This window comes from Chryseobacterium sp. Marseille-Q3244 (genome assembly GCF_940807095.1).
In the GTDB taxonomy this organism is placed as follows: domain Bacteria; phylum Bacteroidota; class Bacteroidia; order Flavobacteriales; family Weeksellaceae; genus Chryseobacterium.
In genome coordinates, this window is record NZ_CALNWX010000013.1 from 1 (window position 1) to 26,279 (window position 26,279).

The 26,279-nt window shown below is 36.2% G+C and carries 21 protein-coding genes; 12 read left to right on the forward strand and 9 right to left on the reverse strand.

From position 1 onward, the window contains the following. Window positions 1-213 (forward strand): hypothetical protein (locus NBX25_RS18775; RefSeq protein WP_250254917.1); only part of this gene is annotated, 213 nt, incomplete at its 5' end. A gap of 11 nt (window positions 214-224) precedes the next feature. Here the strand turns inward: NBX25_RS18775 and NBX25_RS18780 are convergent. From NBX25_RS18780 to NBX25_RS18790, 3 genes are all read right to left on the reverse strand, one after another. Next, complete coding sequence (locus tag NBX25_RS18780) at window positions 225-1,151, reverse strand: malate dehydrogenase (RefSeq protein ID WP_045500033.1); 927 nt, start codon at window positions 1,149-1,151, stop codon at window positions 225-227. A gap of 119 nt (window positions 1,152-1,270) precedes the next feature. Beyond that, entirely contained in the window at window positions 1,271-1,822 is a 552-nt protein-coding gene (locus NBX25_RS18785; RefSeq protein ID WP_250254919.1) for a biliverdin-producing heme oxygenase, read from the reverse strand. 20 nt (window positions 1,823-1,842) lie between these two features. Continuing rightward, on the reverse strand, window positions 1,843-4,065 hold the full coding sequence (locus NBX25_RS18790) for an ATP-binding protein (RefSeq protein ID WP_250254920.1): 2,223 nt from the start codon (window positions 4,063-4,065) through the stop codon (window positions 1,843-1,845). A 348-nt stretch (window positions 4,066-4,413) separates the two neighbouring features. Here NBX25_RS18790 and NBX25_RS18795 point away from each other — a divergent pair, with 348 nt between their 5' ends. The 6 genes from NBX25_RS18795 (at window position 4,414) to NBX25_RS18820 (ending at window position 11,739) form a co-directional block, all read left to right on the forward strand. Next, window positions 4,414-5,463, forward strand: a complete 1,050-nt coding sequence (locus NBX25_RS18795; protein ID WP_250254921.1) for a linear amide C-N hydrolase — start codon at window positions 4,414-4,416, stop codon at window positions 5,461-5,463. A 339-nt stretch (window positions 5,464-5,802) separates the two neighbouring features. Further along, window positions 5,803-6,921 carry a porin gene (locus NBX25_RS18800; protein WP_502799786.1) on the forward strand — a complete coding sequence of 373 codons (1,119 nt, stop codon included), beginning with the start codon at window positions 5,803-5,805 and terminating at the stop codon, window positions 6,919-6,921. 20 nt (window positions 6,922-6,941) lie between these two features. Further along, entirely contained in the window at window positions 6,942-8,372 is a 1,431-nt protein-coding gene (locus NBX25_RS18805; RefSeq protein WP_250254925.1) for an anion permease, read from the forward strand. A gap of 16 nt (window positions 8,373-8,388) precedes the next feature. Next, the gene (locus tag NBX25_RS18810; protein WP_250254927.1) at window positions 8,389-9,045 is read left to right on the forward strand and encodes a succinate dehydrogenase cytochrome b subunit; all 657 of its coding nucleotides are present in this window, start codon (window positions 8,389-8,391) and stop codon (window positions 9,043-9,045) included. Between the two features lie 12 nt (window positions 9,046-9,057). Next, the gene (locus NBX25_RS18815; protein WP_250254929.1) at window positions 9,058-10,974 is read left to right on the forward strand and encodes a fumarate reductase/succinate dehydrogenase flavoprotein subunit; all 1,917 of its coding nucleotides are present in this window, start codon (window positions 9,058-9,060) and stop codon (window positions 10,972-10,974) included. A gap of 12 nt (window positions 10,975-10,986) precedes the next feature. Further along, complete coding sequence (locus NBX25_RS18820; RefSeq protein WP_250254937.1) at window positions 10,987-11,739, forward strand: succinate dehydrogenase/fumarate reductase iron-sulfur subunit; 753 nt, start codon at window positions 10,987-10,989, stop codon at window positions 11,737-11,739. 514 nt (window positions 11,740-12,253) lie between these two features. Here NBX25_RS18820 and NBX25_RS18825 read toward each other — a convergent pair. Together NBX25_RS18825 and NBX25_RS18830 are read right to left on the reverse strand one after the other, a co-directional pair. Next, complete coding sequence (locus NBX25_RS18825; protein WP_250254939.1) at window positions 12,254-13,216, reverse strand: hypothetical protein; 963 nt, start codon at window positions 13,214-13,216, stop codon at window positions 12,254-12,256. Between the two features lie 58 nt (window positions 13,217-13,274). Continuing rightward, window positions 13,275-14,288 (reverse strand): nucleoid-associated protein, encoded by a 1,014-nt coding sequence (locus tag NBX25_RS18830; protein WP_123910557.1) that lies wholly within the window; start codon window positions 14,286-14,288, stop codon window positions 13,275-13,277. Between the two features lie 642 nt (window positions 14,289-14,930). On the opposite strand from NBX25_RS18830, the gene NBX25_RS18835 reads away from it, so the two are divergent. The 4 genes from NBX25_RS18835 (at window position 14,931) to NBX25_RS18845 (ending at window position 16,124) form a co-directional block, all read left to right on the forward strand. Then, a complete protein-coding gene (locus tag NBX25_RS18835) occupies window positions 14,931-15,095 on the forward strand; it encodes a hypothetical protein (RefSeq protein ID WP_164464455.1) in 165 nt (54 codons plus the stop codon). Between the two features lie 11 nt (window positions 15,096-15,106). Then, entirely contained in the window at window positions 15,107-15,463 is a 357-nt protein-coding gene (locus tag NBX25_RS18840) for a DUF7674 family protein (protein ID WP_250254941.1), read from the forward strand. 82 nt (window positions 15,464-15,545) lie between these two features. Then, window positions 15,546-15,677: a hypothetical protein gene (locus tag NBX25_RS24735; protein ID WP_262484600.1), complete on the forward strand. Its 132-nt coding sequence runs from the start codon at window positions 15,546-15,548 to the stop codon at window positions 15,675-15,677. 51 nt (window positions 15,678-15,728) lie between these two features. Then, window positions 15,729-16,124, forward strand: coding sequence for a DUF7674 family protein (locus NBX25_RS18845; RefSeq protein ID WP_123857288.1), 396 nt, complete (start codon window positions 15,729-15,731; stop codon window positions 16,122-16,124). A gap of 158 nt (window positions 16,125-16,282) precedes the next feature. Here the strand turns inward: NBX25_RS18845 and NBX25_RS18850 are convergent, their stop codons facing one another. The 4 genes from NBX25_RS18850 to NBX25_RS18865 all read right to left on the reverse strand — a co-directional run bounded on the left by NBX25_RS18850 (window position 16,283) and on the right by NBX25_RS18865 (window position 24,892). Beyond that, window positions 16,283-16,795 carry a thioredoxin family protein gene (locus NBX25_RS18850; RefSeq protein WP_250254943.1) on the reverse strand — a complete coding sequence of 171 codons (513 nt, stop codon included), beginning with the start codon at window positions 16,793-16,795 and terminating at the stop codon, window positions 16,283-16,285. A gap of 464 nt (window positions 16,796-17,259) precedes the next feature. Next, on the reverse strand, window positions 17,260-17,787 hold the full coding sequence (locus NBX25_RS18855; RefSeq protein WP_250254945.1) for a hypothetical protein: 528 nt from the start codon (window positions 17,785-17,787) through the stop codon (window positions 17,260-17,262). Between the two features lie 2 nt (window positions 17,788-17,789). Further along, complete coding sequence (locus NBX25_RS18860) at window positions 17,790-24,401, reverse strand: RHS repeat-associated core domain-containing protein (RefSeq protein WP_250254947.1); 6,612 nt, start codon at window positions 24,399-24,401, stop codon at window positions 17,790-17,792. Window positions 24,402-24,421: 20 nt separating this feature from the next. Next, window positions 24,422-24,892, reverse strand: coding sequence for a T9SS type A sorting domain-containing protein (locus tag NBX25_RS18865; protein WP_250254949.1), 471 nt, complete (start codon window positions 24,890-24,892; stop codon window positions 24,422-24,424). Window positions 24,893-25,195: 303 nt separating this feature from the next. Here NBX25_RS18865 and NBX25_RS18870 point away from each other — a divergent pair, with 303 nt between their 5' ends. Beyond that, the gene (locus tag NBX25_RS18870; protein WP_250254951.1) at window positions 25,196-26,224 is read left to right on the forward strand and encodes a hypothetical protein; all 1,029 of its coding nucleotides are present in this window, start codon (window positions 25,196-25,198) and stop codon (window positions 26,222-26,224) included. Window positions 26,225-26,279 lie beyond the last annotated feature (55 nt).

Here is a 26,279-nt window from a genome sequence, read left to right on the forward strand (position 1 = left end):
GCTATGATTAAGCCAATTCATTTTTTATATTGTTTCATATTAGCAAAAATAATTGGACAAAAACTTTTATTGATCCTTATGTTTATGATAAAAAAGGAAGAGAAAGTTTCTTCAACAAATTCGGTACTAAAAACTGATGAAAATATAAATAAAAATGTATATAAATTTTCAAAACAAAACCCCGCGCCCTTCGGGCTCGGGGTTTATTTATAAAATTCAGTATATTAGAATTTAAGATCTCCGTTCACTTCTCTTACTGCATTAGCAGCTTCAGCGAATTTCAATTGCTCTTCAGCAGTCAATGTTACATTTACGATTGATTCTACTCCGTTTGCTCCAATGATTGCCGGAACTCCTAAGCAGATATCGTTTTGACCGTACTCTCCTTCAAGCATTAATGAACAAGGGATCATTTTCTTTTGGTCACATGCAATAGCCTGAACCATTACAGAAACAGCTGCACCTGGTGCATACCAAGCAGAAGTTCCTAATAATTTAGTAAGAGTAGCACCTCCTACTTTCGTTTCTTCGATTACATATTTTTGTTGATCTTCACTTAAGAACTCAGTTACTGGAACTCCATTTCTTGTAGCTTTGCTCAATAATGGTAGCATTCCTGTATCACTGTGAGCAGCGATTACCATACCGTCAACATCAGAAATTGGAGCTTCTAATGCTTCAGCTAATCTGTATTTGAATCTTGCAGAGTCTAATGCACCACCCATTCCGATGATTTTGTGCTTAGGAAGACCTGAAGTTTTGTGTACTAAATAAGCCATAGTATCCATTGGGTTAGAAACCACAATAATGATTACTTCCGGAGAATGTTTTACTAAGTTTTCAGTAACTTCTTTCACGATACCAGCATTGATACCGATCAATTCTTCTCTTGTCATTCCAGGTTTTCTTGGAATCCCTGAAGTGATTACTGCTACATGAGAACCTGCAGTTTTACTGTAATCTCCTGTTGTTCCGGTAATTTTTGTATCGAATCCGTTAAGCGATGCTGTTTGCATCAAATCCATTGCCTTACCTTCAGCAAATCCTTCTTTAATGTCTACCAAAACTACTTCTGAACAGAAGTTCTTCATCGCGATGTATTCCGCACAGCTTGCTCCTACAGCGCCTGCACCTACTACAGTTACTTTCATATTGTTACTTTTTTAATTATTTATTTGTTGAGTTACTATTTAGATTTGAAACTTCCCAAATTTAATAAATCCTGAAAAAATGCGCAATTTTTCAGGAAATTTATTAGAATTAAAAGGAATTAGTTGACGTTCAGTAAAAATGAGTACAGCTTTTTCGCGCCAGATAGCACTTCTCCATACTTTTCCTCTGTCACTTCAGTATCCAAAACCTCCTTAAAGTTCTTCCACATGGGTCCCGTATTTTCCTGATAGCATCCGAAGAAGTTAAAAGTCACCGCATCAAAACCTTCCGTTTTAGAAAGCTGCTTGGCGATTACATTTCCACCCAATGTAGAACCTTCAATCACATACATTGCTCCCAGAGCTTCATGTTCATTCTCAAATTCAAGAGGGTGAGATGCAAACTGATTTTCCAAAGAAAGACTTTCAAGGTCTTTTTCAATAAGAGGAAGCTTTTTTCTATCGGCAAGCTGAAGCTTATCAGCATACTTTTCAGAAAGGCTGTTGAATATTTTATCTTCACTGTGAAGAAGCATCAGGTAATTGGTATGAATGATCTTTTTATAATCTTCTAAAGTAAAGGTTTTATTAAAAATCTTTTCAGAATTAAAAAGTTTTTCGGCTGCGTCGTGATAATCTGCTGTATTTTGTTTAAGATATTCTGATACCATAATTACGTTTTAAAAGTTTCTCAAATGTAAGGCTTTTTAAACGTTAAAATGAATGAAGTTCCTTCTTTATTACTCTCATAATCTATATTTCCACCTATCCTTTTCATAATACGGTGTACAATGGATAACCCTATCCCATTTCCTTTGAATTTCTTGGCATTATCCATTCGATTGAAGATTTTAAACATCTTATGTTTCTCCTCCTCAGGAATACCAATCCCATTGTCTGAAATTCTGTAAACAATAGTTTGTCCGTCTTCCGTTCCTTCAATTTCTACTTTCGGCTGCTCTTTATGAGATGAATATTTGACCGCATTATTGATAATATTCAGAAATACCTGATGAAGTAAGGTTTTATCACCCAAAACATCTGGGCAATCTTTAATAATAATTTCACTTCTCGGACTTCCGTAAGTGATCTTGGCATTATCAGAGATTTTTTGAATTGTATTACCGGTTTTCAAGCTTTCCAGTTGTATTTCACTATGCTTGGCCCGGCTGAGTTGCAAGACATCCTGCATCATTTCAGCCATGCTGTCGATCTCGTCAATGATTGTATTAATCTTGGTTTTGCTTTTTTCAGAACCATCGGAAAGATTTCCCAAAAGCATTTGGGCATTCAGTTTCATAACAGTCAAAGGAGTTCCCAAATCGTGAGAAATAGTGTAGGAAAAACTATCGAGTTCTTCATTCACTTTTTTAAGCTCATCATTGAGCCTTTTGATGGCATTATAATTCTTATGAGAAGTTTCTAGAATAAGATCTCTTACAGCCTGTACCGCACTTACATTTCTGGAATTCCATCTTTTGGAATGCCCTTTAATATTTTCAGTAAAAATGCGGAATGAGGTTCTTGGAGAAATCATCTGTCTGTCTTCTCCATTTTGAGAAAACACGCCTATTTTCTTTTCCGGATTTCCTGCCCAGTCAATATGTTCATTAAATTCTTTACGGAACCAGATCAGCATCTCATTTTTATCTCTTTCAATAAAATAAATGATAATTCCGGCTGCATTTTCTGATAATCCCAATTTCTCACCATAGTTTTTAAGAAAGCTGCGGTTAACGTAAATTCTGTCACTCGTATTTTCCAATGCCCAGTGCACAATCCTGCTGATAGAATCCATTGCCGGAATAATCCCTTCAGTGATTATATTTTCATCAGATACAATCGCAAGACCATCTGCTTCCGGTAGATTCATGATCTCTGCTTTATTCTCCCACAGAGAATCAAATAAATGATTATGTTTTAAAAATTCCGTTTTAAGATCAGAAATTCTTTCATTCAGTTCAAGACGATAATTCAGTTCATTTTTTGATTTAAAAGAAGAATAAGCATTAGATGCCAAGGCCGTAAAAATCCCAGCCTGAACCCGGTCTTCAAGATCAATATGTTTAGGTTTTACATTCTGACAGGTTACCAGCCCCCAAAGGTGATTATCAATAATAATCGATATACTGAAACTGGAAGAAACCCCTGAATTTTTAAGGTATTGCCCATGAATAGGAGACATTGCCCGTGATGCAGAAAAACTAAGATCAATATTTTTACTCGTTGTACTCAAAATCGGGACTGTATCAGCATACACATTACTGAATATTCTTTTTCTTTTTTTAAGATAAAGCTCCCGTGCCTGTTTAGGAATATCTGATTCAGGATAATGAAGTCCGAGAAAACTTTCCATTTCTTCATTTTTCTTCTCTGCAATGACTTTTCCGGAGCCATCCATCATAAACTTATACACCATTGTCCGGTCATAATTCACTACTTTAGAAAGTGTTTCCAAAAGGTGATTCCAAAGTTCCTGTTCATTATCAATAACATAAAAGTTATCATATTTATTGGAAATCCTTTTATCAGGATTAATCAGAACTTCTTCAAATTCCAGGAAGATATGCCCGCCACTTCTGAAAACAGAAAAATGGTATTCTTTTTTATCTATAAAGATCTTATCAAAATAGGTTTCATTTTCCCGTCTGGTAAAACGATTCAATGAAGTGTAAATATCTGACTCTATAATATTCTGAAAACTTTCTGGGAAATCCGTAAGCTTTTTATCAAATAGCTCATTCAAGCTTCCGATTTTAAAAATATCCGATAGATTCTGGCTTAAAAAAGTAATGGAGTGAGATTCTGCATCAATGCCAATCAGATAACCAAAACTTTGTATAGAGCCTGGAATATGGATAGGTTCTTCATGACATTCTATAAAATTCATATCTCTTTTCAGTCTATCTATCAAAGATAGAGCTTTTTTTTAACTGGTTTTGGTGATGTGGTATTTAATTTTCACTTTGATCATGTGGTATCATACAGCAGAAAAACCAGCATTAATCTTCATTAAAAAATTATTGATTTTAACCTGATTTTACTACGATATCTCTAAAATATACGAAAATTTTTCCAATAATAGTGTTTTTAACTATTAAACCATGATTCATAACATGAATTGCTGTTTATCAGCTAAATTAATTATGTTATTTAAACAATTTTAACTAAATTTATATCACCAAATAATGATTACAACCACGAAATAATTGAATTATTCACAATAAATTCAATATAAATTTTAAATTCAAATAATACTATTATGAAAAAGTTCCCATTAATTTTATTTTCTCTTGTCCTTTCAATAGGATTATGGAATCCATCAGAAGCGTGTACCCGCGTGGTGTACAAAGGTCCGGAAAATACAATTCTTACAGCTCGCTCTATGGACTGGCGTGATGAGATTCCCGCTAATCTCTGGGTTTTTCCAAAAGGAATAGACCGCAATGGTCAAACCGGTCCTAAATCTGTAAAATGGACCTCCAAATATGGAAGCATCATTAGTTCTAGTTGGGATATTGCTTCTGCAGACGGAATGAACGAAAAAGGATTGGTAGCCAACATGTTATGGTTAGGGGAATCTCAATATCCAAAATTCGATCCTAAAGGAGGAAAAAAGGGACTTGCCATCTCTTTATGGGCACAATATTATCTTGATAACTTCTCAACGGTAAAAGAAGCCGTAGAGTTTTCAAAAAAAGAACCCTTCGTTGTAGTAAGTGATTATATTCCGGGAACCGAAAGATTTACAACCATTCACCTTTCTCTTTCTGATGCTACAGGAGATAACGCCGTATTTGAATATATTAATGGAAAACTGGTTATTCACCATGATCCTTCTTACACGGTAATGACCAACTCTCCTATTTTTGAAGAGCAGCTTGCACTTAACAATTACTGGAAAGGAATTCCGGGAACAGTAATGCTTCCGGGAACCAATCGCGCTGCCGATCGTTTTGTAAGAGCATCTTATTACATTAACGCAATTCCAAAAACGACTGATCCCCGTACTGCTGTAGCCAGCGTATTCGGTGTCATCAGAAACTGTTCTGTACCGTATGGGATCACTTCACCTACAGAGCCTAATATTTCTTCTACAAGATGGCGTTCTGTTTCGGACCAAAAGAACCTGGTGTATTATTTTGAAACCGTTTTTACCCCTAACACATTCTGGGTAGATCTTAAAGATTTTGACCTAAGCGCAAAAGGAAAAGTGATGAAACTGGACCTGAGCAGCTATCAGACCTACAACGGTAAATCAAATACCAATTTCAAAGAAACTCCATCTTTCAAATTCTTAGGCTTAGAATAACAATTCAGGTTTAAAAATAAAGATTTAGTCTTAAGTGTTTCTTTGAGGAGCAGCTTTTTAGAAACACTTAGGATTCTGTAAATTGTGAATGATTACATTCAGGATGAGATATAAAATCATTTCCTTCCTCTGAAGAAGTATACATCGGAGATGTAACGGAAGGAGTTAAGCAACAAAAGTTTTTATCATTTATGCGCACGCTCAGTGCATGACCTCAACTTTTCAAGGATAGAGACAGGAACTTTCATGCTTACATAAAATTTCAAAAAAGCAAAAATTAAACAAATAGATATGGCCTTTTTTTCATTAAAAAAGAGAAGCTTGATCCTGTGCATACTCATGGGCTGGTTTTCAGCAAATGCACAGATACAGGATTCTCTACAGACCACACCAAAACCACAAGAAGAAGATCATGTAAAATATCCTCAACTTCAGATCAAAGGGCTTTTTCAGGCACGCTATCTGGTAGGAATGAGCAAGGATGTTGATGTTAACGGGCTTCATCATTCTGACGGATCAGGAACCAGCAATAATTTCATGCTGAAATACATGCGAGTTCAGGTACGGGCACAGATCAGTAAACGTACCGAAGTTGTGGCATTGGCTAACCTTGCCGATTTTAAAAATGATCCTAAAAGCAGAGTTCTTGAAAATGCTTACCTGAAGTACACCTTCAGTCCCAAGTTGGCATTCACTGTTGGACAGTTCAGACCCTGGTTCGGTATTGAGGAAACCTATCCTATTGATATCATCAAATCCCTGGACTGGTCTAATCAGTATTCTGAATTTGGGAAACTGGGCTGGACGAGCTTCCAGATCGGGCTTTCTGCCACAGGACAAGTACAATTAGGAGAAATTCCACTCCAATATGCTGTGTCTGTAGTGAATGGAAACGGGAAAAACCAAATCAATGATAATGACAATGGGAAACAATATTCTACCCGTTTACTTTTCGGATTATCCAAGAAATACAATTTCAATGTGGGCTTAAATGGAGGAATTGGCGAAGTTTTCAGCAAAAAAGTATATGCTGTAGGCGTCGACCTCAGCTCAATGATTCATTTTGATCCCAAATGGAGCCTTGATATGCAACTGGAAGCTAAACAAGCGACCAACCATGTTCTGTACAATTCTATTGCTCCTGAAGTCAGACCAGATAATCCAGATCAATACCTTGTTCGAGGGGTTTATTTCCTTCCGAATCTGAGATACGAGATCAACCATAAAAACCTGAGCGCTTTTGAATTATCTTGCCGATACGAATACCTGGACACCAATTTCAGAATGGCATCCAACCCCAGACAGACCATTACACCAATGGTAGGACTGGAATTTCTGAAAAACTATGGTGCAAGAATTCAACTAGGCGTACAGTTCGATCGCTATAAATATCAGGTAGAAAATACCAGCCAATACAACAACAATCTATTCATAGTGCAAGTACAAAGTAGATTTTAACGGATTAAATAGTAAGTATCATGAAAGAAATTAATATTAAAAACGTTGCGATCACATTTGTCGTTGCGTTAATCATCTGGTTCATTCCAGCTCCTGAAGGGGTTGCCCAAAATGCCTGGCACCTGTTTGCCATCTTTGCCGCAACTATTTTAGGAATTATTTTAAAAGCAGCTCCTATGGGAACCATGTGTATGATGGCCATTGGATTTACAGCCCTTACACAAGTAGTAGCTCCCGGAGATGCCGGAAAATCTATTACCAAAGCACTCTCCGGATTTGGAGATAAAGTAATCTGGCTGATCGGGATTTCATTCTTTATTGCCAGAGGATTTATCAAAACAGGACTTGGAAACCGTATTGCCTTTTTATTCATCAGGGTTTTTGGTAAAAGTTCATTAGGCCTGGCTTATGGATTAGGACTTGCAGATGTTTGTCTGGCTCCTGCTATTCCTAGTAATACGGCAAGAGGAGGAGGAATTATCTACCCGATCATGAAATCTATGGCCATAAGCTTTGATTCCGTTCCTGAAAAACCGGAAACCCATAGAAAACTGGGTTCATTTTTAACATTAAACAGTTACTATATGAACCTCATCGCTTCTTCTATGTTCTTAACCGGAACTGCAAGTAACCCTATGTGCCAGAAATTTGCCGCCAACCTTGGAATTGATATCACATGGATGTCTTGGGCAGCAGCTGGTTTTCTACCCGGTTTAGTGGCGTTTTTCGTTGTTCCTTTGGTATTGTATAAATTGTATCCGCCTGAATTGAAAAAAACAGGTGATGCCCCGAAAATGGCCGCTCAGAAATTAAAAGAAATGGGACCTATTTCCAGAAATGAATGGTTGATGCTATTGGCTTTCTTTATCCTTTTATTCCTTTGGATCTTTGGTGGTGCGCTTTCTATTGATGCAACCACTACTGCCTTTATCGGATTAACTTTATTACTATTAACCTCAGTATTAACCTGGGAAGATGTAAAAGGTGAAAAAGGAGCATGGGATACCATCGTTTGGTTTGCTGTTTTGGTCATGATGGCAAGTTCTTTGAATGAATTGGGCTTCATTGGCTGGTTCAGTAACCTTATCAAAGTTCAAATCGGAGGTTTAAGCTGGCAGGTAGCCTTCCCGGTTATTATTGTAGTCTATTTCTTCAGTCATTATATTTTCGCAAGTGCTACAGCTCACGTAGCGGCTATGTATGCAGCCCTGCTGGGTGTAGGGGTTTCTTTAGGAATTCCTCCTATGTTGTTGGCAATGATGCTAGGATTCATGGGATCAATTTATGGAGTACTTACTCATTATGGGCACGGACCTGCTCCGGTATTCTTTGGGAGCGGGTATGTTGATCTGAAAGCCTGGTGGCTTCGCGGCCTTGAAATAGGAATCGTGCTTTTAATCATCTACATGGTTGTAGGAGGTTTATGGATGAAAGTTTTAGGATATTATTAATTATTAAATCAAATATATGTTATCAACATTGTCAAGAAAAATGCTGATGTGCCTTACAGGACTCTTTTTGGGATTCTTCCTGTTGATTCATTTCCTCGGAAATCTTCAGCTTTTTCTCCCCCAGGAACAAGCTCATCTGCAATTCAATGCCTATTCTCATTTTTTATCAGGAAATATCATTATCAAAATAGTTTCTTATGTTTTGTATGCCAGTATTATCCTGCATGCTGTAGATGGACTGATGATTACTCTGAAAAACAAAAAATCCGGTGGCGATTATCAGAACGACAGACGTGGAAGGGCCAGCAAATGGGCATCCAGAAATATGGGGATCCTGGGAACATTAATCCTGATCTTTCTGGTCATTCATTTCCAAAATTTCTGGTATGTCTATAAATTCGGAAATCCCCCATTGGATGAGAATGGAAATAAGGACTTATATATTTTGGTCGTAACAGTGTTTAAAGAGTGGTGGTACGTGGTGATTTATGTCCTTTCTATGATTGCCTTATGTTATCATCTGATCCACGGATTATACAGCTCCGTAAGAACTCTTGGATTGTACCATCCTAAATTTGTGAAATGGGTTAAAATCATTGGAACAGCCTACTCTGTTATTATAAGTTTAGGTTTTGCCCTTATGCCTGTTTATGTATTCTTTACTTATCATTAAAAAGACCTCATCATGATTTTAGATTCAAAAATACCACAAGGCCCATTGGAACAAAAATGGGCATATTATAAAAAGAAAGCCAAGCTTGTCAATCCGGCCAACCGTAAAAAGCTTGATGTGATTGTTGTAGGAACAGGTCTTGCCGGAAGCTCTATCGCTGCCTCTTTAGGAGAGATGGGATATAATGTGAAAGCATTCTGTTTTCAGGACAGTCCGAGAAGAGCGCACTCTGTAGCTGCTCAAGGTGGAGTAAATGCTGCTAAAAATTATAAAAACGATGGTGACAGTGTGTACAGAATGTTCGTTGATACTTTGAAAGGTGGAGACTTCAGGGCGCGTGAAGCCAATGTGTACCGAATGGCAGAATGTTCTTTAAACCTCATCGATCAGGCTGTAGCACAAGGGGTTCCTTTTGGACGTGAATATGGTGGGTATCTTAATAACCGTTCCTTTGGAGGGGTTCAGGTAAGCCGAACTTTCTATGCCAGAGGACAGACCGGACAACAATTGCTTCTGGGAGCGTATCAGGCTTTGATGAGACAGGTTGGAAAAGGTTCTGTACAATTGTTTTCAAGACATGAAATGCTTGATTTGGTTACGATTGATGGGAAAGCAAGAGGAATTATCGTAAGAAATTTAGATACCGGAGAAATTGAAAGACATGCAGCCCATGCTGTAATATTAGCAACCGGAGGCTATGGAAAGATTTATTACCTGTCTACATTAGCTATGGGATGTAATGGATCAGCGATCTGGAGAGCACATAAAAAAGGAGCTTTAATGGCTTCCCCGAGCTGGATTCAGGTACACCCTACTTCCCTTCCGCAATCCGGAGATTATCAGTCTAAATTAACATTAATGTCTGAATCATTGCGTAATGACGGAAGAATCTGGGTTCCTTTAAAACAGGATGAAAACAGAGCACCCAATGATATTCCTGAAAATGAAAGGGATTACTACCTGGAAAGAAGATATCCGGCGTTTGGAAATTTAGCTCCCAGAGATATTTCGTCACGTGCCGCTAAAGAAAGAATTGATGCAGGTTTTGGAATTGGGCCTTTAAAGAATGCCGTATATCTTGATTTTTCAAAAGCCATTAAAGAACAAGGAAAAGAGAAAATCAAAGAGAAATACGGAAACCTATTTGACATGTATCTTAAAATTACAGGATATGATGCTTATAAAGAACCGATGATGATCTCTCCTTCTGCCCACTTCTCAATGGGTGGCCTTTGGGTAGATTACGAACTGATGACTACCGTTCCGGGACTATTCGCCTTGGGAGAAGCTAATTTTGCAGATCATGGAGCCAACAGATTGGGAGCAAACTCTCTCTTACAGGCTTCTGTAGACGGATATTTTATTGCTCCTTATACTATTGCAAATTATTTAGCAGATGAAATTCATACCGGGAAAATTTCACCGGATGCTCCAGAGTTTGAGCAGGCTGAAAATGCTGTTAAAAATCAGATTCAGGATTTAATGAATATCAAAGGAACCAAAACTGTTGACTACTTCCATAAAACATTAGGAAAGTTGCTGTACGATTATTGCGGACTGGCAAGAAACGAGGAAGGGCTTAAATATGCTATTCAGGAGATCAGAAAACTAAAACAGGAGTTCTATAAAGACGTAAGGGTTTCCGGACAAGGGGATAAGATGAATGCTGAACTGGAAAAAGCAGGTCGTGTTGCTGATTATTTTGAAATCGGAGAGCTGATGTGTTATGATGCTTTAACCCGTAATGAATCCTGTGGCGCTCACTTCCGTGAAGAATACCAAACTCCGGATGGGGAAGCCATGAGAAATGACGCAGAATACCAATTTATCTCAGCATGGGCATGGACAGGTGAAAATGGAAAACCTGAACTGGTTAAAGAACCATTAACCTTCGAAGAAATACAGCCAACGGTAAGAAGTTACAAATAAAAAACAAAAATTATGGATTTACACCTTAAGATATGGAGACAGAAAGACAGAAAAAGTGAGGGAAAACTGGTCAGCTATGACCTTAAAGGATTAAATTCTCACATGTCTTTCCTTGAAATGTTAGATACATTAAACGAAAAACTGATTACCGAAGGAGATGAACCAGTAGAATTTGACCACGACTGTCGTGAAGGAATCTGCGGACAATGTGGAATGATGATTAACGGTATTGCTCATGGCCCTTTAAAAAATACAACGACCTGCCAGCTTCACCTGCGTTCTTTTAAAGATGGGGAAACAATTCTGATAGAACCTTTTCGTGCAGAAGCTTTTCCTATCAAAAAAGATTTAAAAGTAGACCGTTCTGCTTTTGACAGAATTATTTCTTCCGGTGGTTTCGTATCAGTAAATACCGGCCAGGCTCCGGATGCGACTGCTATTCCGGTAACCCATCAGGTTGCTGAAGAGGCTTTTGATTCTGCTGCCTGCATCGGATGTGGTGCTTGTGTGGCAACCTGTAAAAACGGAAGTGCTGCTTTATTTACTTCTGCAAAAATAGCTCACATGGCATTATTGCCTCAGGGCAAAGAAGAAAGAAGCAAGCGTGTTTTGGATATGGTTTTCCAGATGGATACTGAATTATTTGGGCACTGTTCCAATACGGAAGCTTGTGAAGTAGAATGTCCGCAAGGAATCTCCGTTCTGAATATTGCCAGAATGAATTTTGAATACAACAGAGCCCTATTTTTCAATAAAAAAGGGTAAATAAACGAAGAACGCTAAAAATGATACTATGTGAGAGGGTGAATCTGCAAATGCAGGTTTGCTCTTTCTTTTTTTAAACAAATTTTTATGAATCAGTCTCAAAGCTGGGTGATCGTATTGCTGATATTTATGGAATTTAATTTAACGCAAAGTTTTTAGCACATTATCTCATATTTTCAAGGGAACAAAAGAATGGAATCAATATTCCGGATTTAGCTAGATTGCAAGATGAAAGCCATGAAGGTCATAAAACATAACCATTTATCTTTTTATTTAATGTAGAATTAATTGTCCCCATTGATCAATAATAACAATAATAACTTAAGGTTACTAATATAACTTAACACTACTGTCATTCTGACGAAGGAAGAATCTCAATACCTGTTACAATAAAGAGATTCTTCATTTCACGTTGTTTCATTCAGAATGACAGAGTCATAGTAATAAAATAACAGCACCAGTATAAAATTGTATATAATTACCAAACTGAAAATAACTTCCAGCTTCCTACCTTTTAAAATATCTTCGGAATCATAATCTTCTTTGGATCATTCTCATCATACATAATCTCGATGGTACCTGCTTTGGGTACAGAGGCAAGATTCAAAAGGCTTACAATTTTTTTGTAGACTGCAATATGCTCGTTTCCTCTGAAATCTTTAAAACTCACCTGAAACATAATTTGCGGCTGGTCATTAATACTAACCCCCGTTTCACTGACACTGAGAATATTCGCTTCCGCATTTCTTCCGGCAAACAGAATACGTTCTTCTTTATTATTCTTAAAAAACTTCCCTACGATCAGCTGAAAGACCAATACATAAATAAGAGCCATCACTCCACTGAAAATAATCGGATGCATAAAGGTGAGAAATCTCCATCCAAAATCAAAAGATTCCTGCGTATAGAAATAAGAATACAATCCAACCACATAAGCGATTAACAATACTATAAATACGATTCTTAGCACCATTCCTGACGCATTGAAGCCGACTTTCTGATCACTTAAAATAAAGTAAGGTTCCTGAGAGACATCAGGATTCAGCAGTACTTTTACATGGTTTCCCACATCGAATCTTTTTTCCTGTGGTTTGGAATCATGAAACATCATCTCATGCTCAATCACCGTATTTCTAAGATTCGGAAACGAAAGCACAATCTGAATGGCATTCATATTGGTTTTCGGAAAGTATTTGATGAGCTGATAACGAATGATTTTTGCCTCTCTTGGGATTCCGTTTCTCAGAATAGAATGAATGGCATTCTTCTGTTTAAAGGTTTTAATGAAAAGATTATTGATAAAGAAGACAAGAATATATCCCCATATCAATAATGAAAAACCGAGATACCCATAGCTCACAGCTAATGAATTTCTCGGTTCTGTTGCGGTCTCTTCACTCATCAAATAAATGAAAATCGGAAAAGGTACGCAGAAAAAGAAGAGGAAAACTCCCCAGAAAATGAGCATAAATTTCATAACTACTGTTTTGCAATCAGCAATAAAGTTATGATATTATTTAATGCCTTTCTTTATATTATACTTCTTTATCAAAATACAATCTGTAATACTTCCCTTTATCATCTTCTCCGGTTTCGATTTTCTGTCGGTCACCGTGAATATATATATGGAAGTTTTTATCAAGTTTAATAATACTTTTAAAGTGCCTTTGGGTTTTCTTAACCGCCGCTTCACTGATCGGGAATTCTTCAGCAATATTCACCTGCATGTCCTGTTCGTAATCAGTTTTAAAGTTAACAAAACTCTCGATCACATGCTCGTCTCCCAATACTTCACTGGCGAATTCATCCAGTTTAAACTCTTCTTTTTCTTTAAAGAAGTTGATCGATTTGTTCAGAAAGTCTGCCTGGTCTGCTTTAGAAACCTCAAATTCCTGTGGAAGCTGTTTGGTGATATAATCTTTGTAAACCATCAATGCTTCCTGAGTGTGGAAATACTCATCATCACGCTGCTTTACTTTTAGGAAATCCTCAAACCAGTAATACATATCTCCGTTTTTGTTGTTGTCAACCACGGAAAGTACATATCCTGTATCTTTATCGTTATTGTATATCAGAGCTGCTTTATCAATCTTAGATAACCCAATACCCTGATCTTTTTCAATATCAAATGTTTCTTCGGCAGGATTAATTTTAAGGAAAGATTCTCTCTTCTCGGTTTTAAAAATTCCAATCTTATCGACTCTGTCAGGACGGTCACTTTCATCTTCGAAAAGAACGATAAATAATTCTCCACTCTGAACTCTAGGATTTTCAGCCGCTTCGAAAAGGTGTTTGGCAATATTTTCAGATTCCCAGATAAATTTGGATTTATCCTCAAAAATTTCAGATACTGCACTGTAAACCGGGTTATTCACCAGATACGTATCACTATAAAAATGAAAAGTTTCTTCCGATTTGAATGATCCTAAAAAGTAATCCTCAAGCATCTCTGCCATTCCTTCCTCCAGCTTCAATTCCTCCTGGGAAAGCGTTAGAGAATCTCCGTTGATCTTATTTCCGACTCTGTGTACTATTATTTTTGAAAACATCTTCTGAATATTTGGACTGCAAAGATATTCATTCTATTCTTTTCCTGAAACTTAAAAACAGGTTTGATTGTACTGAACTTTTAAACCACAAACGACAGAAAAGTTTTTATTTTTTTAACACTTTAGTTCGCTTGAGAAATCTCCTTACGATTAAACTTTAATGATACTTTAATAGGTTAGTACTTGTCATTCTGAATATACACTGAAGGTTTGCAAACGTAGTTCAGAAGTGTAATGAAGAATCTCTTTGCTCTAGTTGTTATTGAGATTCTTCCTTCGTCAGAATGACAAGTACAAAAGCTCCAATTTAGTTTACATTGGAAAATTTAAGAGATAAATTCAAAAGATGAAAATCGTAGATGTTCAAAACTTATGTGTACTTTTTATACATCAAGCTTGTCATTTAAAAATAACTTAAGTGTTATAATTCTTTTGTGACTTTTGTGGTTGATCTCAAAAACAGTTAATACTGTTAAAAGATTCCTGTTTCTTCCAATTTGATAAAATCCTTATCATTTTGAAATGCTTTTCTCAATTAAAACCATCAGCACAAAATACACAAGTAATTACATATCAATACATTAAATAAAATTCATTTTCAAAGGTATACCATTGGCATCATGATTCTCAAAACATACAAAAATGGACTTGAAAACATTGAACAGAATAGACAAACTAAGAAGATTAAAAAGCAGAGGACCGCAAACGCCTAAATGGCTGAAGCCTTATCATCTTCTCTTTATTGCGTTTTTAATCATTTTCATGTTTGGAGCTTTCATCAAACTATTGGAACAAAACCATATTTAACACTATATACTATGAACTATTTACAAGCTGTACAGGAAATCAATGAGCTGTTTCCTGACTTTGAAACTGAATTAAATGAAACCAAAAGTCCCAATTCATACAGTGTGATCCGGACTTTCACGGAACGTATCAAAAATATGATCCGCCAGAATGACAGTAATCTGTTGTTCAAAAGTTTACAAAAGATTGACAAAATATACATGGATGGAGATATCCTCTTAAAAAATGCCATTGAGAACACTTTTATCTACTCTCTGGACAATTTTACAGCGTTTTGCAGCAAAGAATACAGACAAATGATCTTCAGTCACATTTCTTCGGACCTGAAAAGCAGCTATTCAAGACAAATTTACAGTCATGGTATATAAAGCTTTTATTACATTTTTAGACTGTTTCATTACAAAGTGTTTAAATTAAACAAAAATAAAAATAACTCACAATCAATAGATTATGAAAAATAAAATCAGAAGAATTTCCGATTGGAAAACATGGAAAACCACGACTAACAGACACAATTCAGAGATATTACTCACTCACATCGCTGTGATTGTAGGTGTATTTATTTTTGCTGCATGTCTTTAAATTTTGGTATACATTTCGCTGCAATAAAAAGTGTTTGAAAAATTCTTAATTATGATGAAAGTACAAATGCAAACTATTAATCAAAAAATAGCTGTTGAATACTTAAAATTTTTCTATCCGCGACTTCGCAATGAAATCATACAGTTGTCTGTACAGGATAACTTTGCAGGAATTATGCAAATGACGGTCAATTATCTGAAAGGTCTGCTGCAGGAATCAAAGATCAACATTATTGCCCATCACATCAAACTGATGGACGGACTTTACAGAAATGGAAATTCCTATGTAAGAACGATGATTGAAAATATCTTCGTAAGATCTTTTGAAAGCTTTAAAAAACACGCTAAGATTGCCCATTGGAAACTTCTTTATCAGTATATGCCGGTAAGCTTCCAGATTATTTATAATGAGCAGCAGAAGCAGGACCAGATTTATTTTGGAAAATAAAATATAAAGAAGAAATTGGCTTACAATGCAAAGAAAAAGAATAATGATTTTACTTTTAAGATCATTATAAAATAAGTTTTAATAGATAAAAAATCGCCTCAAATAACAGTATTTGAGGCGATTTTCATTTTGATCTGTGATCTGTGAATCAGAAATTTTTACTTCTTGGTAAATACCTTTTCAATGATCGAAATCTCTTCCTTCTTCAGTTTTGAAGTTTTCTCAAGCTTCGCGATAAAAGTGGCCACTTCTTCTGGAGTGGAAGGTGATCCCAAGTTCTCTCCTTTGGCATTAAATGAATCTGCCAGCACTTTTCCTTCCGGATTTAAAATCAGCCAAAACGGAAGTCCTGCATTTTCTCCTTTGTATTTATTCATCAATTCCTGCCCGCCAGGATTTTCAAGAGATTTTTTCTCTCCTCTTTCCTGAACATCTACATAAGCTGTGATAAATCTGCTACCGAAAATAGGTTGCGTTTCTGGAAGATTCATATTTTTTTCCATCATTTTACACCATTTGCACCACGAAGCATGAAATACTAATAAAACATTTTTCTTACCCGCTTTCGCTTCAGTAGATGCTTTCTTTAATACAACATCCGCTTTTTCCTGTGCTGCACCCAGCTGAAACAGCAATAGCGCAACGATGACAATAATCTTTGAATATTTCATTGAATTTTATTTTATGCCATACGAATGTAGGTATTTTTCTTTTGTTGATAGGCTGACTTCTACCTATGATTTTCTTCACTTCAAAAAATGGATTTTTGACTATCAAATTACATCATGAATAAAGATTTTCCCGGAATGTATCCGAAACAGCAACTCCTAATACCATGTTCTATGATTTTTCCAAATTCCATTTCCCTGAGTTGCATGATTTGTTATTTAAATATCCATCTATTAAGGTTCAAGAGGCCTGCAACATAGTAATTCTTCATCAGAGAACGTTTATAAATATCGGTTAAAGCAAAACTTTAAAAGCCAAAAGCTGGAATTCCACATTTTGGTGGATTATTTAATTGATTAATTTTAGTCAAACAACCACTTTTTCTTTGGATAGTATTTTTAAACTTTTTTACAAATCTTATTAATGTTATATGTTTACCTTTTAAAAGCTTTTTTCTAATAAGATATTAAGGTTGTAAAGGAATTTTAGCTACTATACTATCTTCTAGAACCTTATAACCTCTAGCCTCTAAGACTTTGACATAAGATTCACAACCTAAAATTGTGACATTATATCTGTTGTGAACGGATTTAATAATCTCCTCGTAGTTATTAGATTTCGTATATCTATAAACTGCTCGATTATTTTTATCGAAGATTATTGAATGATGTATTGTTTGAAACGGTTTTAAAATAATCAAATCTTCGTAGCATGATCTATCATTTCTAGAATAATATCCACTTTTAAAATATAAATAAGGATCTAATACTTTTCCATTTTCTAACACAAAAGATTTTCCATAAAAACCTAAAGGATCAATAATATAAGTATTATTAGTGTTATTTTTTATAATTTCCTTAGTAGCTTCTGTTGATTGGGTATCAATATGTTTTAACGGAAAAATAATATCAATATCTTTTCCTTTATTCAATTTAATTTGATTCGAGCAAAAAATAAATAAAAAACAAAAAGGTAATAAAATAATTTTTCTCATAATTAAAATTTAATTTCAGATAGTTTTAAAAAATATTCAATAACATTTTGTAAATGAACAAGTCCTTGTTTCTCCATAAACCCTGTCCACTTGGCAGCAGCTCTATAAGCGGACAACTCATTTAGTTCTTGGGCAATATAACTATTACCTTGATAAAGGCCTGCTTTAAAATTAGAGAAATGATCCTGTTCGTGTATAACGATCGAGGCTGCCCAAAAGTTATGCTCTATTTTATCTATTAAACGGGGTGCTAATATTATTTTACCATTTATAGGATTCGTTACTCCCCAAGCTATGCTTTCTAAATTACCATTTATAAATAATTCTAAAAGTTTTGTAGTAGAATTTACAGAATAATTTAAATATCCTGTAGAAAAATCAACAATAGTGCTTGTATCTCCAACTTTAACCCATTGCCCAGGTGATGAAAACAATGATATTATTTTATTCAAACTCGTAGCAGTAGCAGGATCATAAGGCATTATTCCGTTTTTCTCCAAAAATCTAGCCAATATGTTTTTACCTAGTATTGTAGCTGTTTCTGAATTAAATAATTGGTTTAATCTAGCATATTGTTTGTCATTCATATTTGCAGAAGTCATTCTATTATCAAATAAATTTCCTGTATAAGAAATACCGCTCATAGCACCTCCCAAGAAATTACCTCCGGTAAATGCAGAATTTAATCCTCCTGATACAATTCCCGGTAAGAAGCTTTTAATGGCTCCTGCATTGCTTGCTATATTCCCCAATGCTCCTGAAACAGCGGCTCCACCAATAGCACCTCCCAAAACTGCACTCCATGTTCTTTCCCAATCCCATTTTCCGGGGTTCCAGTTTCCACCATTAGCAGCTACGCCATTTAAATATCCACCTACTAAAGCTCCGGCTGCCCACCACAAAAATTCTCCATCAGGATCGTTATACATCAGCGGGTTATTCATCACATACCCATACTTATTGTAATTCTGGGTATTCATAGGATCCTGAATATTTTCATCAGCATTTAAAAACCTTCTGAGCAAAGGATCATATAACCTCCCGTTCATATGGATAATGCCCACTTCCATAAAATGTTCATGGCCGGTATACCCACGGTCAATAAGCCAATAATTTCCCTGAATACTTGCCTTATCTGTAATGACGGGTGCATTACCTAATTTTAGATGGGTAAAATTCCCCCACGCATCATAATGCCTTTGTTCCAGCTTGTTTCCGGCTTCATCACTAATGGCAAGGATACTTCCTATATAGTCTTTATGCAAAAACTTATAAGAACCGGAAGTCTCACCAAAGTTCTTCAAATATATGATATTAGATTCATACGGCCCTCCTTCAATATACAGAATATGCCTTTCCAGCCCCGTAAAGGGCTCTCTGACTACTTCAAAGCTTCCGTCTTCACTGTAAAATTTAGAGAGTATATGCTGCCATTGAGCTGCATTAGGGGCCAGGGCACCCTCTCCATTTGTATTTAATCCTATTGCACCGCCGTCATTTTTCAGTCTTTGAATATCGACACTCTGTCTCATACCATTCAGTCCATAGCCAAAGCTTATGCGCGACTTTTCACCATAGATAGACACGGGATCATTATTTTCATTGTAAAGAATAGTCTGGATCAGATCTCCATTGTAATTTTGGGTCCCCGCTGAATTTAAGGTCATTCCGGAAGGCTGGTAGATTTTCGCGGAGTTTTCAAACTTCATTTTTCCAACAGCGTCATTTTCGGTGATCCTGCCCCTTATATCATACTTATTTCTGTTGGCCGATGGTTTAATTCCCGTTACCGGGTCTGTCCAATTCACAAGACGGTTGTTATCATCATAATCAAAAGATTCTTCAAGATAAAGATCCCCCATGGTTTTTCTGAAGGTTAATTCATTTTTGACCGCATCAAAAGCATACTGGATATTCAGAATTGGCTGCTGGAGAGAAGCCCCTTGTTTAGTTTCCTGAAGAAAACCAGTTGGATCATATCTGTTGTAAATCTCAGATTCCCCCAGCTTCGCTTTTAAAACCTGCCCTTTCGCATTGGCTTCTTTCAGCTCCCAAAGAATCTTACCAGAATTCTTGTCTTTAATCTGATGGAGTTCTCCGTTCCAGCTGTTGTAGATGTTCTGGATGGCAACCTTAGTTGTGATCCCGCTCGACTGTAGCTGCTTTTCATACGAAGAAATCCTGTCATTGGAATCATAAATGATACCTTTTTGAATATACGTTCTTCCGTTACTGTTCTCTGTAGAGGAAATTAACCTTCCCTGTGGATCATAGGTTAAAACTGAACCGAATGCCTGGCCATTCGCTATACCTGATTTACCCGTGATCTGTCCTTTTCCATTATAAGTAAAAACAATCGTTTTATCGGTGGTCTGCCCATTGTCAATAGTAGAAAATTCTTTCTGGGAAACAAGCTGCCCTTTGGCGTTGTAAGTATATTCTTTGTAGCCTTTTGGGCTTATCGTTTTATTGGGCAGGCCAAAACCTGTGTACTCATATTTATAAATGCCATTTGAAGGATCATTAAATTCAGACTTTCTTCCCCAGGAGTCATATTCGGTAGTCACAACATTTTCTGCATATTTCGCTTGAGTCTGGTCCCCGGATGCATTATAGGAAAACTGTATCGTCCCTCCTTTATCAGTAGAAGATTTTACATTACCTAAAGCATCCTTGATTTTTGAAGTCACCCTTCCATATCCGCTTAATTCCGTAACAGTTGTTGTAAGACCCGAAACAACAGTCTCAGACCGCATACCGGTAAATGCTGTAACCTTTACTTTGGCAGGGAAAACAGAATCGTCATACTCCATCACATTCCATTGGCTCGCATTTTCTCCTTCAAAATAGGGTTCCGATTCTATGACTTTTCTTCCCAAGATATCATATTGGGTTTCCTTGGAAATAAACTGTCCCTGCATTGAAGCTTTAGCAGACACTTTGTACTGCTGCCCCAATCTGTTAGTGAAAGTTTTTGATACATCACCATCCGATTTGTTTTGAGTTACGATGGTATTGGTATGACTGTCTCTGTCATAGGCATACGTAGTCATTCCGGTTAAATTAGTTTTAGAGGTCAATAATTTCCCCCATGCATCATAGGTACTGGTTATAGTATTTCCCATCGGATCCATTTGCGTAAGTAGTTGGCCCCAATCATTATAAGTGAATTGCGTGTCGAGACCTAAATTATCTGTCTTCTTTATAACAAACCTTCCTTTTGCGTCAAATTCGGTTTTTGAAGTTTCTGTATGGGAATCCACACTATTAGCAGTCACTTTTTGAAGTACATTTCCAAATCCATCGTACTGAAAGGTATCCAGAAGATATCCTGTATTGTCAGTGTTCCATTTTTTTATCGTTTTCAGATTCATATTTTCATAAGTATATTCCTCCTTACCCGATTTGGTATCATTATATGCCTGAACAATGTCCGTTTTGGATTTCAAGCGCCCGATATAATAATTTTTACCTGCTCCTGTAGGGTTATTAATATACTCATAAGCAGAAGTCTTTAAAGAAAATCCTGCATTAATATTCGAAGTATTTTGCACCGGAAGATAATATTCTCCATAAATGATTGTACTTTCAGCGGTAATACCTGTTAAAAAGTCCTTTCCTTTATTGATTTTAGGAAGAATTACAGTAACCACCTTAGCTTTATCAGCATTAGAAACAGTGGTTATCAACTGTCCGTTCAGGAGTTTATCAATCTGATAGATGATAGACTTAAAGCTTAATAACTGGGTATTATTTTCAGAAATATCGGCCGGAAATATCTTAGTTTCATCATTGGTTCTAATTGACCACTCTTTGACAGGAATGCCTTCATTTGTAGGATCAATTTCAACGCCGGACCATACTTTAGTATTTTCAAATCCATCTGCGTACCATGAGCTGCGGGCTGTTTTTCTGAATCCAATCATTCCTCCTCCAAGGATGTTGGAGGTAAGTCCCCTGTACCTGAAATCCTGCTTCAGCTTTTTATCCGTCATGGTAGACTGGGTAATCCCTGAAACAACATACATTCCCACGGATTGGCTAACCTGAACATAGGGATAGTTTTCTGTTTGAGAAACATCATATAATCCCGGATTTATGCTTTTATCCAATTGCTTATAAGTAACATTGGTTGTAATACCTCCCTGTGAGATACTCTGGATACGGGCTTCTTTAGAAATATCATAATAAGAATGATAATCTATAAGCTGCTCCACACTGGGAACATACCCATTTCCAACAGCAGAAACCATTGAGACCAATACAAGCTTTCTAAGCATAGTGCCTGACCATAAATCAACCGCTAAACCTACTTTATCTCTTTCATTTACTGCCAGCTCTTGATTAATATTGTTGTTATTTAAATAGACAATACTATTATTGGGATATGGCTGCGAATCACTGTCATGAAGAATTCCGCCCCCGCCAAAAGTTGAGCAAACATTAACAGAAGATCCAAATGATCTTAAGTATTTTACTCCCTGGTTGCTGTCCTGAATCGACTGTTTATAATAACGTCTTCCAGATGAAAGACGTATAAGCTCTGATTTACCATCATTATTAATATCATAGGCAACAAAAACCTTAGGGTTTTTCACTATGATACTCTCATAACTATCTTCCGCCACTATCCTGTCTTTTTGAAGTTTTTCAAAATTGACAGTATCATATTTGAAACTATTCCCTGTAGAAGTATAGAGGTACCAAAGGTCCGAATCATTTGAACTGGGAACCATGATGTCACTAAGTCCATCCCCATTATAATCTCCGACCACACAATCTTCCCAAAGACCCATCAGGCTTTGATTATTTACTGCATTTATTGGATACGGAGCCATTTCAGAAATATACTTTCCCTGAGGGTTCTTCTGAAAAGTAATAAGGAATGGTTTCTTATTCTCATCTAATTTTAAGAAGTCAAATACACCATCACCATTGAAATCTCCAATCCTGTGTGTAGTAAATACATCTTTATCCCTCTTATCAAAATCAGGATAAAGATTTAAAAGGTAAAACCATTCGTTATTTGAGGTCGATTCATCAGCGTCAATAACGTGGTACCTCATATAGTCATTACACTCAAAAGGAAGTCTGTCAGAATTGTTTACAGGTATTGAGCTACATACCTTATCATTAAGCTTTAAAACCAATTCACTTAAACCATCACCATTGAAATCAACACCTGTTAACCCCCTAACTGCTGTTTTTGTTCCATTCTGGCTCGTTCCGGAAGTTTTATCCCAACTCGCAGAGGGAATAACCTTTTTATAATCCATACTCAATTGATTGCTCCCTGTAAGGCTATAAAAAGATAACTCCAGATCTTTTTTTGATGTACTGGGATTAGTCACATATTTACTGGTAACAAATCCCTGCCGGTTATGAATAAGGTTATCCTTTTTTAAATTAACGGCTGTGGCACCCTTAAAATCCTCTAGCGTAATGGTGTTTCCTAAATAAGTTGGAACTATTGCGTCATATTGAGCACCATACAGATTGCTATACAAATATAAACCGACATGTTGTATAGTTTGTGAAGTTGTAGAATGATACCTTAGTACATCGATATTACCATCAGCATCAAAATCACCTAGCAAGTCTTGATCATCCATTGCCTTCAATGATGAACTCTTTTCCCAGGTTCTTATATTAGGATTGGGGAGATCCATTGATTTTTCATAAGTAAAGGTCACAGGATTTGCTTCTTCATTTTTGCTGTTTAAAACTGTAATTTTATCCAGATACCTGTAACCTGTTTCCTGTAGATCCTTTTTATAAGTGACATTATACTTTTTGTACTGCTGGCTGTTTGTTGATATGGTAATAGATGCTAGCAGCTTTGACTGTGAAAAGAGCATTCCTGCAACATAGGCAGTCTCAGGTATCGGTCTTGTAGTATAAGTAAATTCAATCTTATTAAAATGTGGTGTATTCTGATCCTCATTTCCGCCCCATTCAACACTTTTGATAACAGCAACATTGTCCTCTAGCTGATAGTTGTATTTAACGGTATTACCATTTGCATCTTTTGACTTTACAATATTATAATCAATAAAGGTTCGTGCCATTGCTGATTCAGCAGACGTTTCTCCGAACCAGGCCTGGGAGCCGTCTTCAAAAGTTACCTCGAAATACGCCGGTCCATTCTGCTCCTGGTTCTGACCGATGGAGCGGATCTTGGTATTGGAATATTTTTCAGTCACATACTCTGTTCCATCTTTACCGTATTCACCTGATTTCAAAATTAAACGCTGTCCGTTAAAGCTGAAGTGGTCAGAATAATTGAGCTTTACAGCTTTTTTAACGCCATCTTTCTCCAGATTTTTTCCAACTCTTGAAATTGAAGTAATTCCCGAAATATTCCATCCATAACCTGCCAGTCCGTTTCCAGCCCCGCTCACATAAACAAGGCTCATATTGGGTGCTGTATTTTTTACTCCGGGAGGAAGATCAATAGGTAATGTATATTGAAGCTGTCCCGCCTGGGTTACTTCTATATTTCCTTTGGTGTCGTGAAATTTTTGAGGGGGTGAAGTCTGCGATAATCCTAAAATGGATATACAGGACAAGATAAAAGTAGAAAATAATTTTATTTTCTTGTTGTAATATTTCATGATTTCAAATTGTGTTTTTATTATCTTTTAGTAATGTTCTTACTGAAAATTCTTCCATCCGTTAAGGTAAAACGTAGTACATATACGCCCCAATCATAGCCGGTCATGTTGATTTTTAGCTGTTTATTCAGACTAGGTATGTTTTGTTGTTGGAACTTCCAGTGGACAGTACTGTGCTGGTAAAGAGATACAGACTCAATTAAGCCGTCTACTTTATCTGTCCAATCAATCGTTAATACATCATTAACCGGAATGGGATATAAACGGATCTGCTTCCAGAATTCTTTTTCATCTATAGCTGGGGATTGGGATGAAGAAATTGTTTGAGATTCTGTTTTTGATATAGTATCAGTTGTCTGTTTAGAACTAACTTCAGGCCCACGATATCGCTGATTACCGGCCTCATCGTATTTAAAATAGACCTCTGTTTGCTGAGCTGAAACTCCCAAAGTAGTACATAGAAACAATGCACTTAGATATTTTTTTTTCATGATTCATTTATATTTTTGTGAATATAAAAATTATTTTTAATTCTCAACACAGGGAAAACCCGGTTTTAGTATGTTTTTTTTACGGTAGACGGTTCTAATCTGATCAATAGGGCATTTCATGAAATATTGTTTTAAATAAGTATCACTATCTTTTCAGAATTAAAGTAAAATTATAGCATTTGATAATAGAATCAACTATTTTTAAATCTCTTATATAAATCAATACAAACAACATTTTATTTTCGAGATTCTTTATTTTATCGTATTTTGCCTTCCCTCATAAAAGACTAAAAAACCAACACGATGAAATTTAATTTTAAAAAAAAATCTGTTATACTCTGGAGCATTGCTGCCATTGCCATTATTATTTTGCCTGATTCGGAAATGTATTATCAACGGTATAAGCTCAGATCTGAAAAACTTCCGGAACAATATAAATCATATCCCACACTAGACAGCCTGAAAGATAATGACTATGAAATCATTAAACTGTCCCGTGGGATCCACGAACCTGTCATTCAGGAAAACGACAGTACTATTGTCATCATTACCAAAAGAGATCATAATTCGGAAAAAGAAGGGGCGGATAATACCTATACATGGTATAAAATAAATCTGAAAGGTCAGATAACAGATAGCCTTCAATACAAGTACAATACTGAAAATGGTATCCATAATTATCAAACCTTCAATGATTATATTGTGGATGTAGATCAGAACACCTACAGCAACTGGATGAAAGATGGTGACACTACACATTATCCTTATAAAAATTTAGATGATGCTAAAATATTTTCCGTGGCAGAAACGGAAGATATCATTGCCAACAGAGACTATATGTATGATGACATTATTCATTCCGAATCACCCGGAAATGAATATAAATATAAACTGACTGTATTTAAAGATAATGTCTGGAATTATTTTTACGCTGAAAAAGACTGGCACGGCTATCCGAAGAACACGCCTAATAAAAAATCAATTAACTACGGAAATTCCGGCTATGAGATAGATAAGCCTTCAGGACTTATTAAAAGAGAACATGTTCAAAAAGAAAAATGGAATGCACATACTTTCTGGAGCTTAAAAAACCTAAGCTGGGGAACCGGAAATAGTTCCGGCCATCAGGGATGGACAGGGACATCTTACTTTTCCATCAAGATGCCCAAAAAAGTACTGCATTACAAACAGAATGTTATCATAGAACGTCCTGATAATGCTGTAAAAGATCCTTTTTCTTATTTTGTATACCAGCCTAAAAACGGAGACTATATACTGTTAATTGATGAAGAAAACCAGCTTTACTATCTCATAAGACCTAAAATACATTAATGGGACGAATTAAAGCTAAAATCCAGATCCATTTACTCTTATGAACATCTTCAAA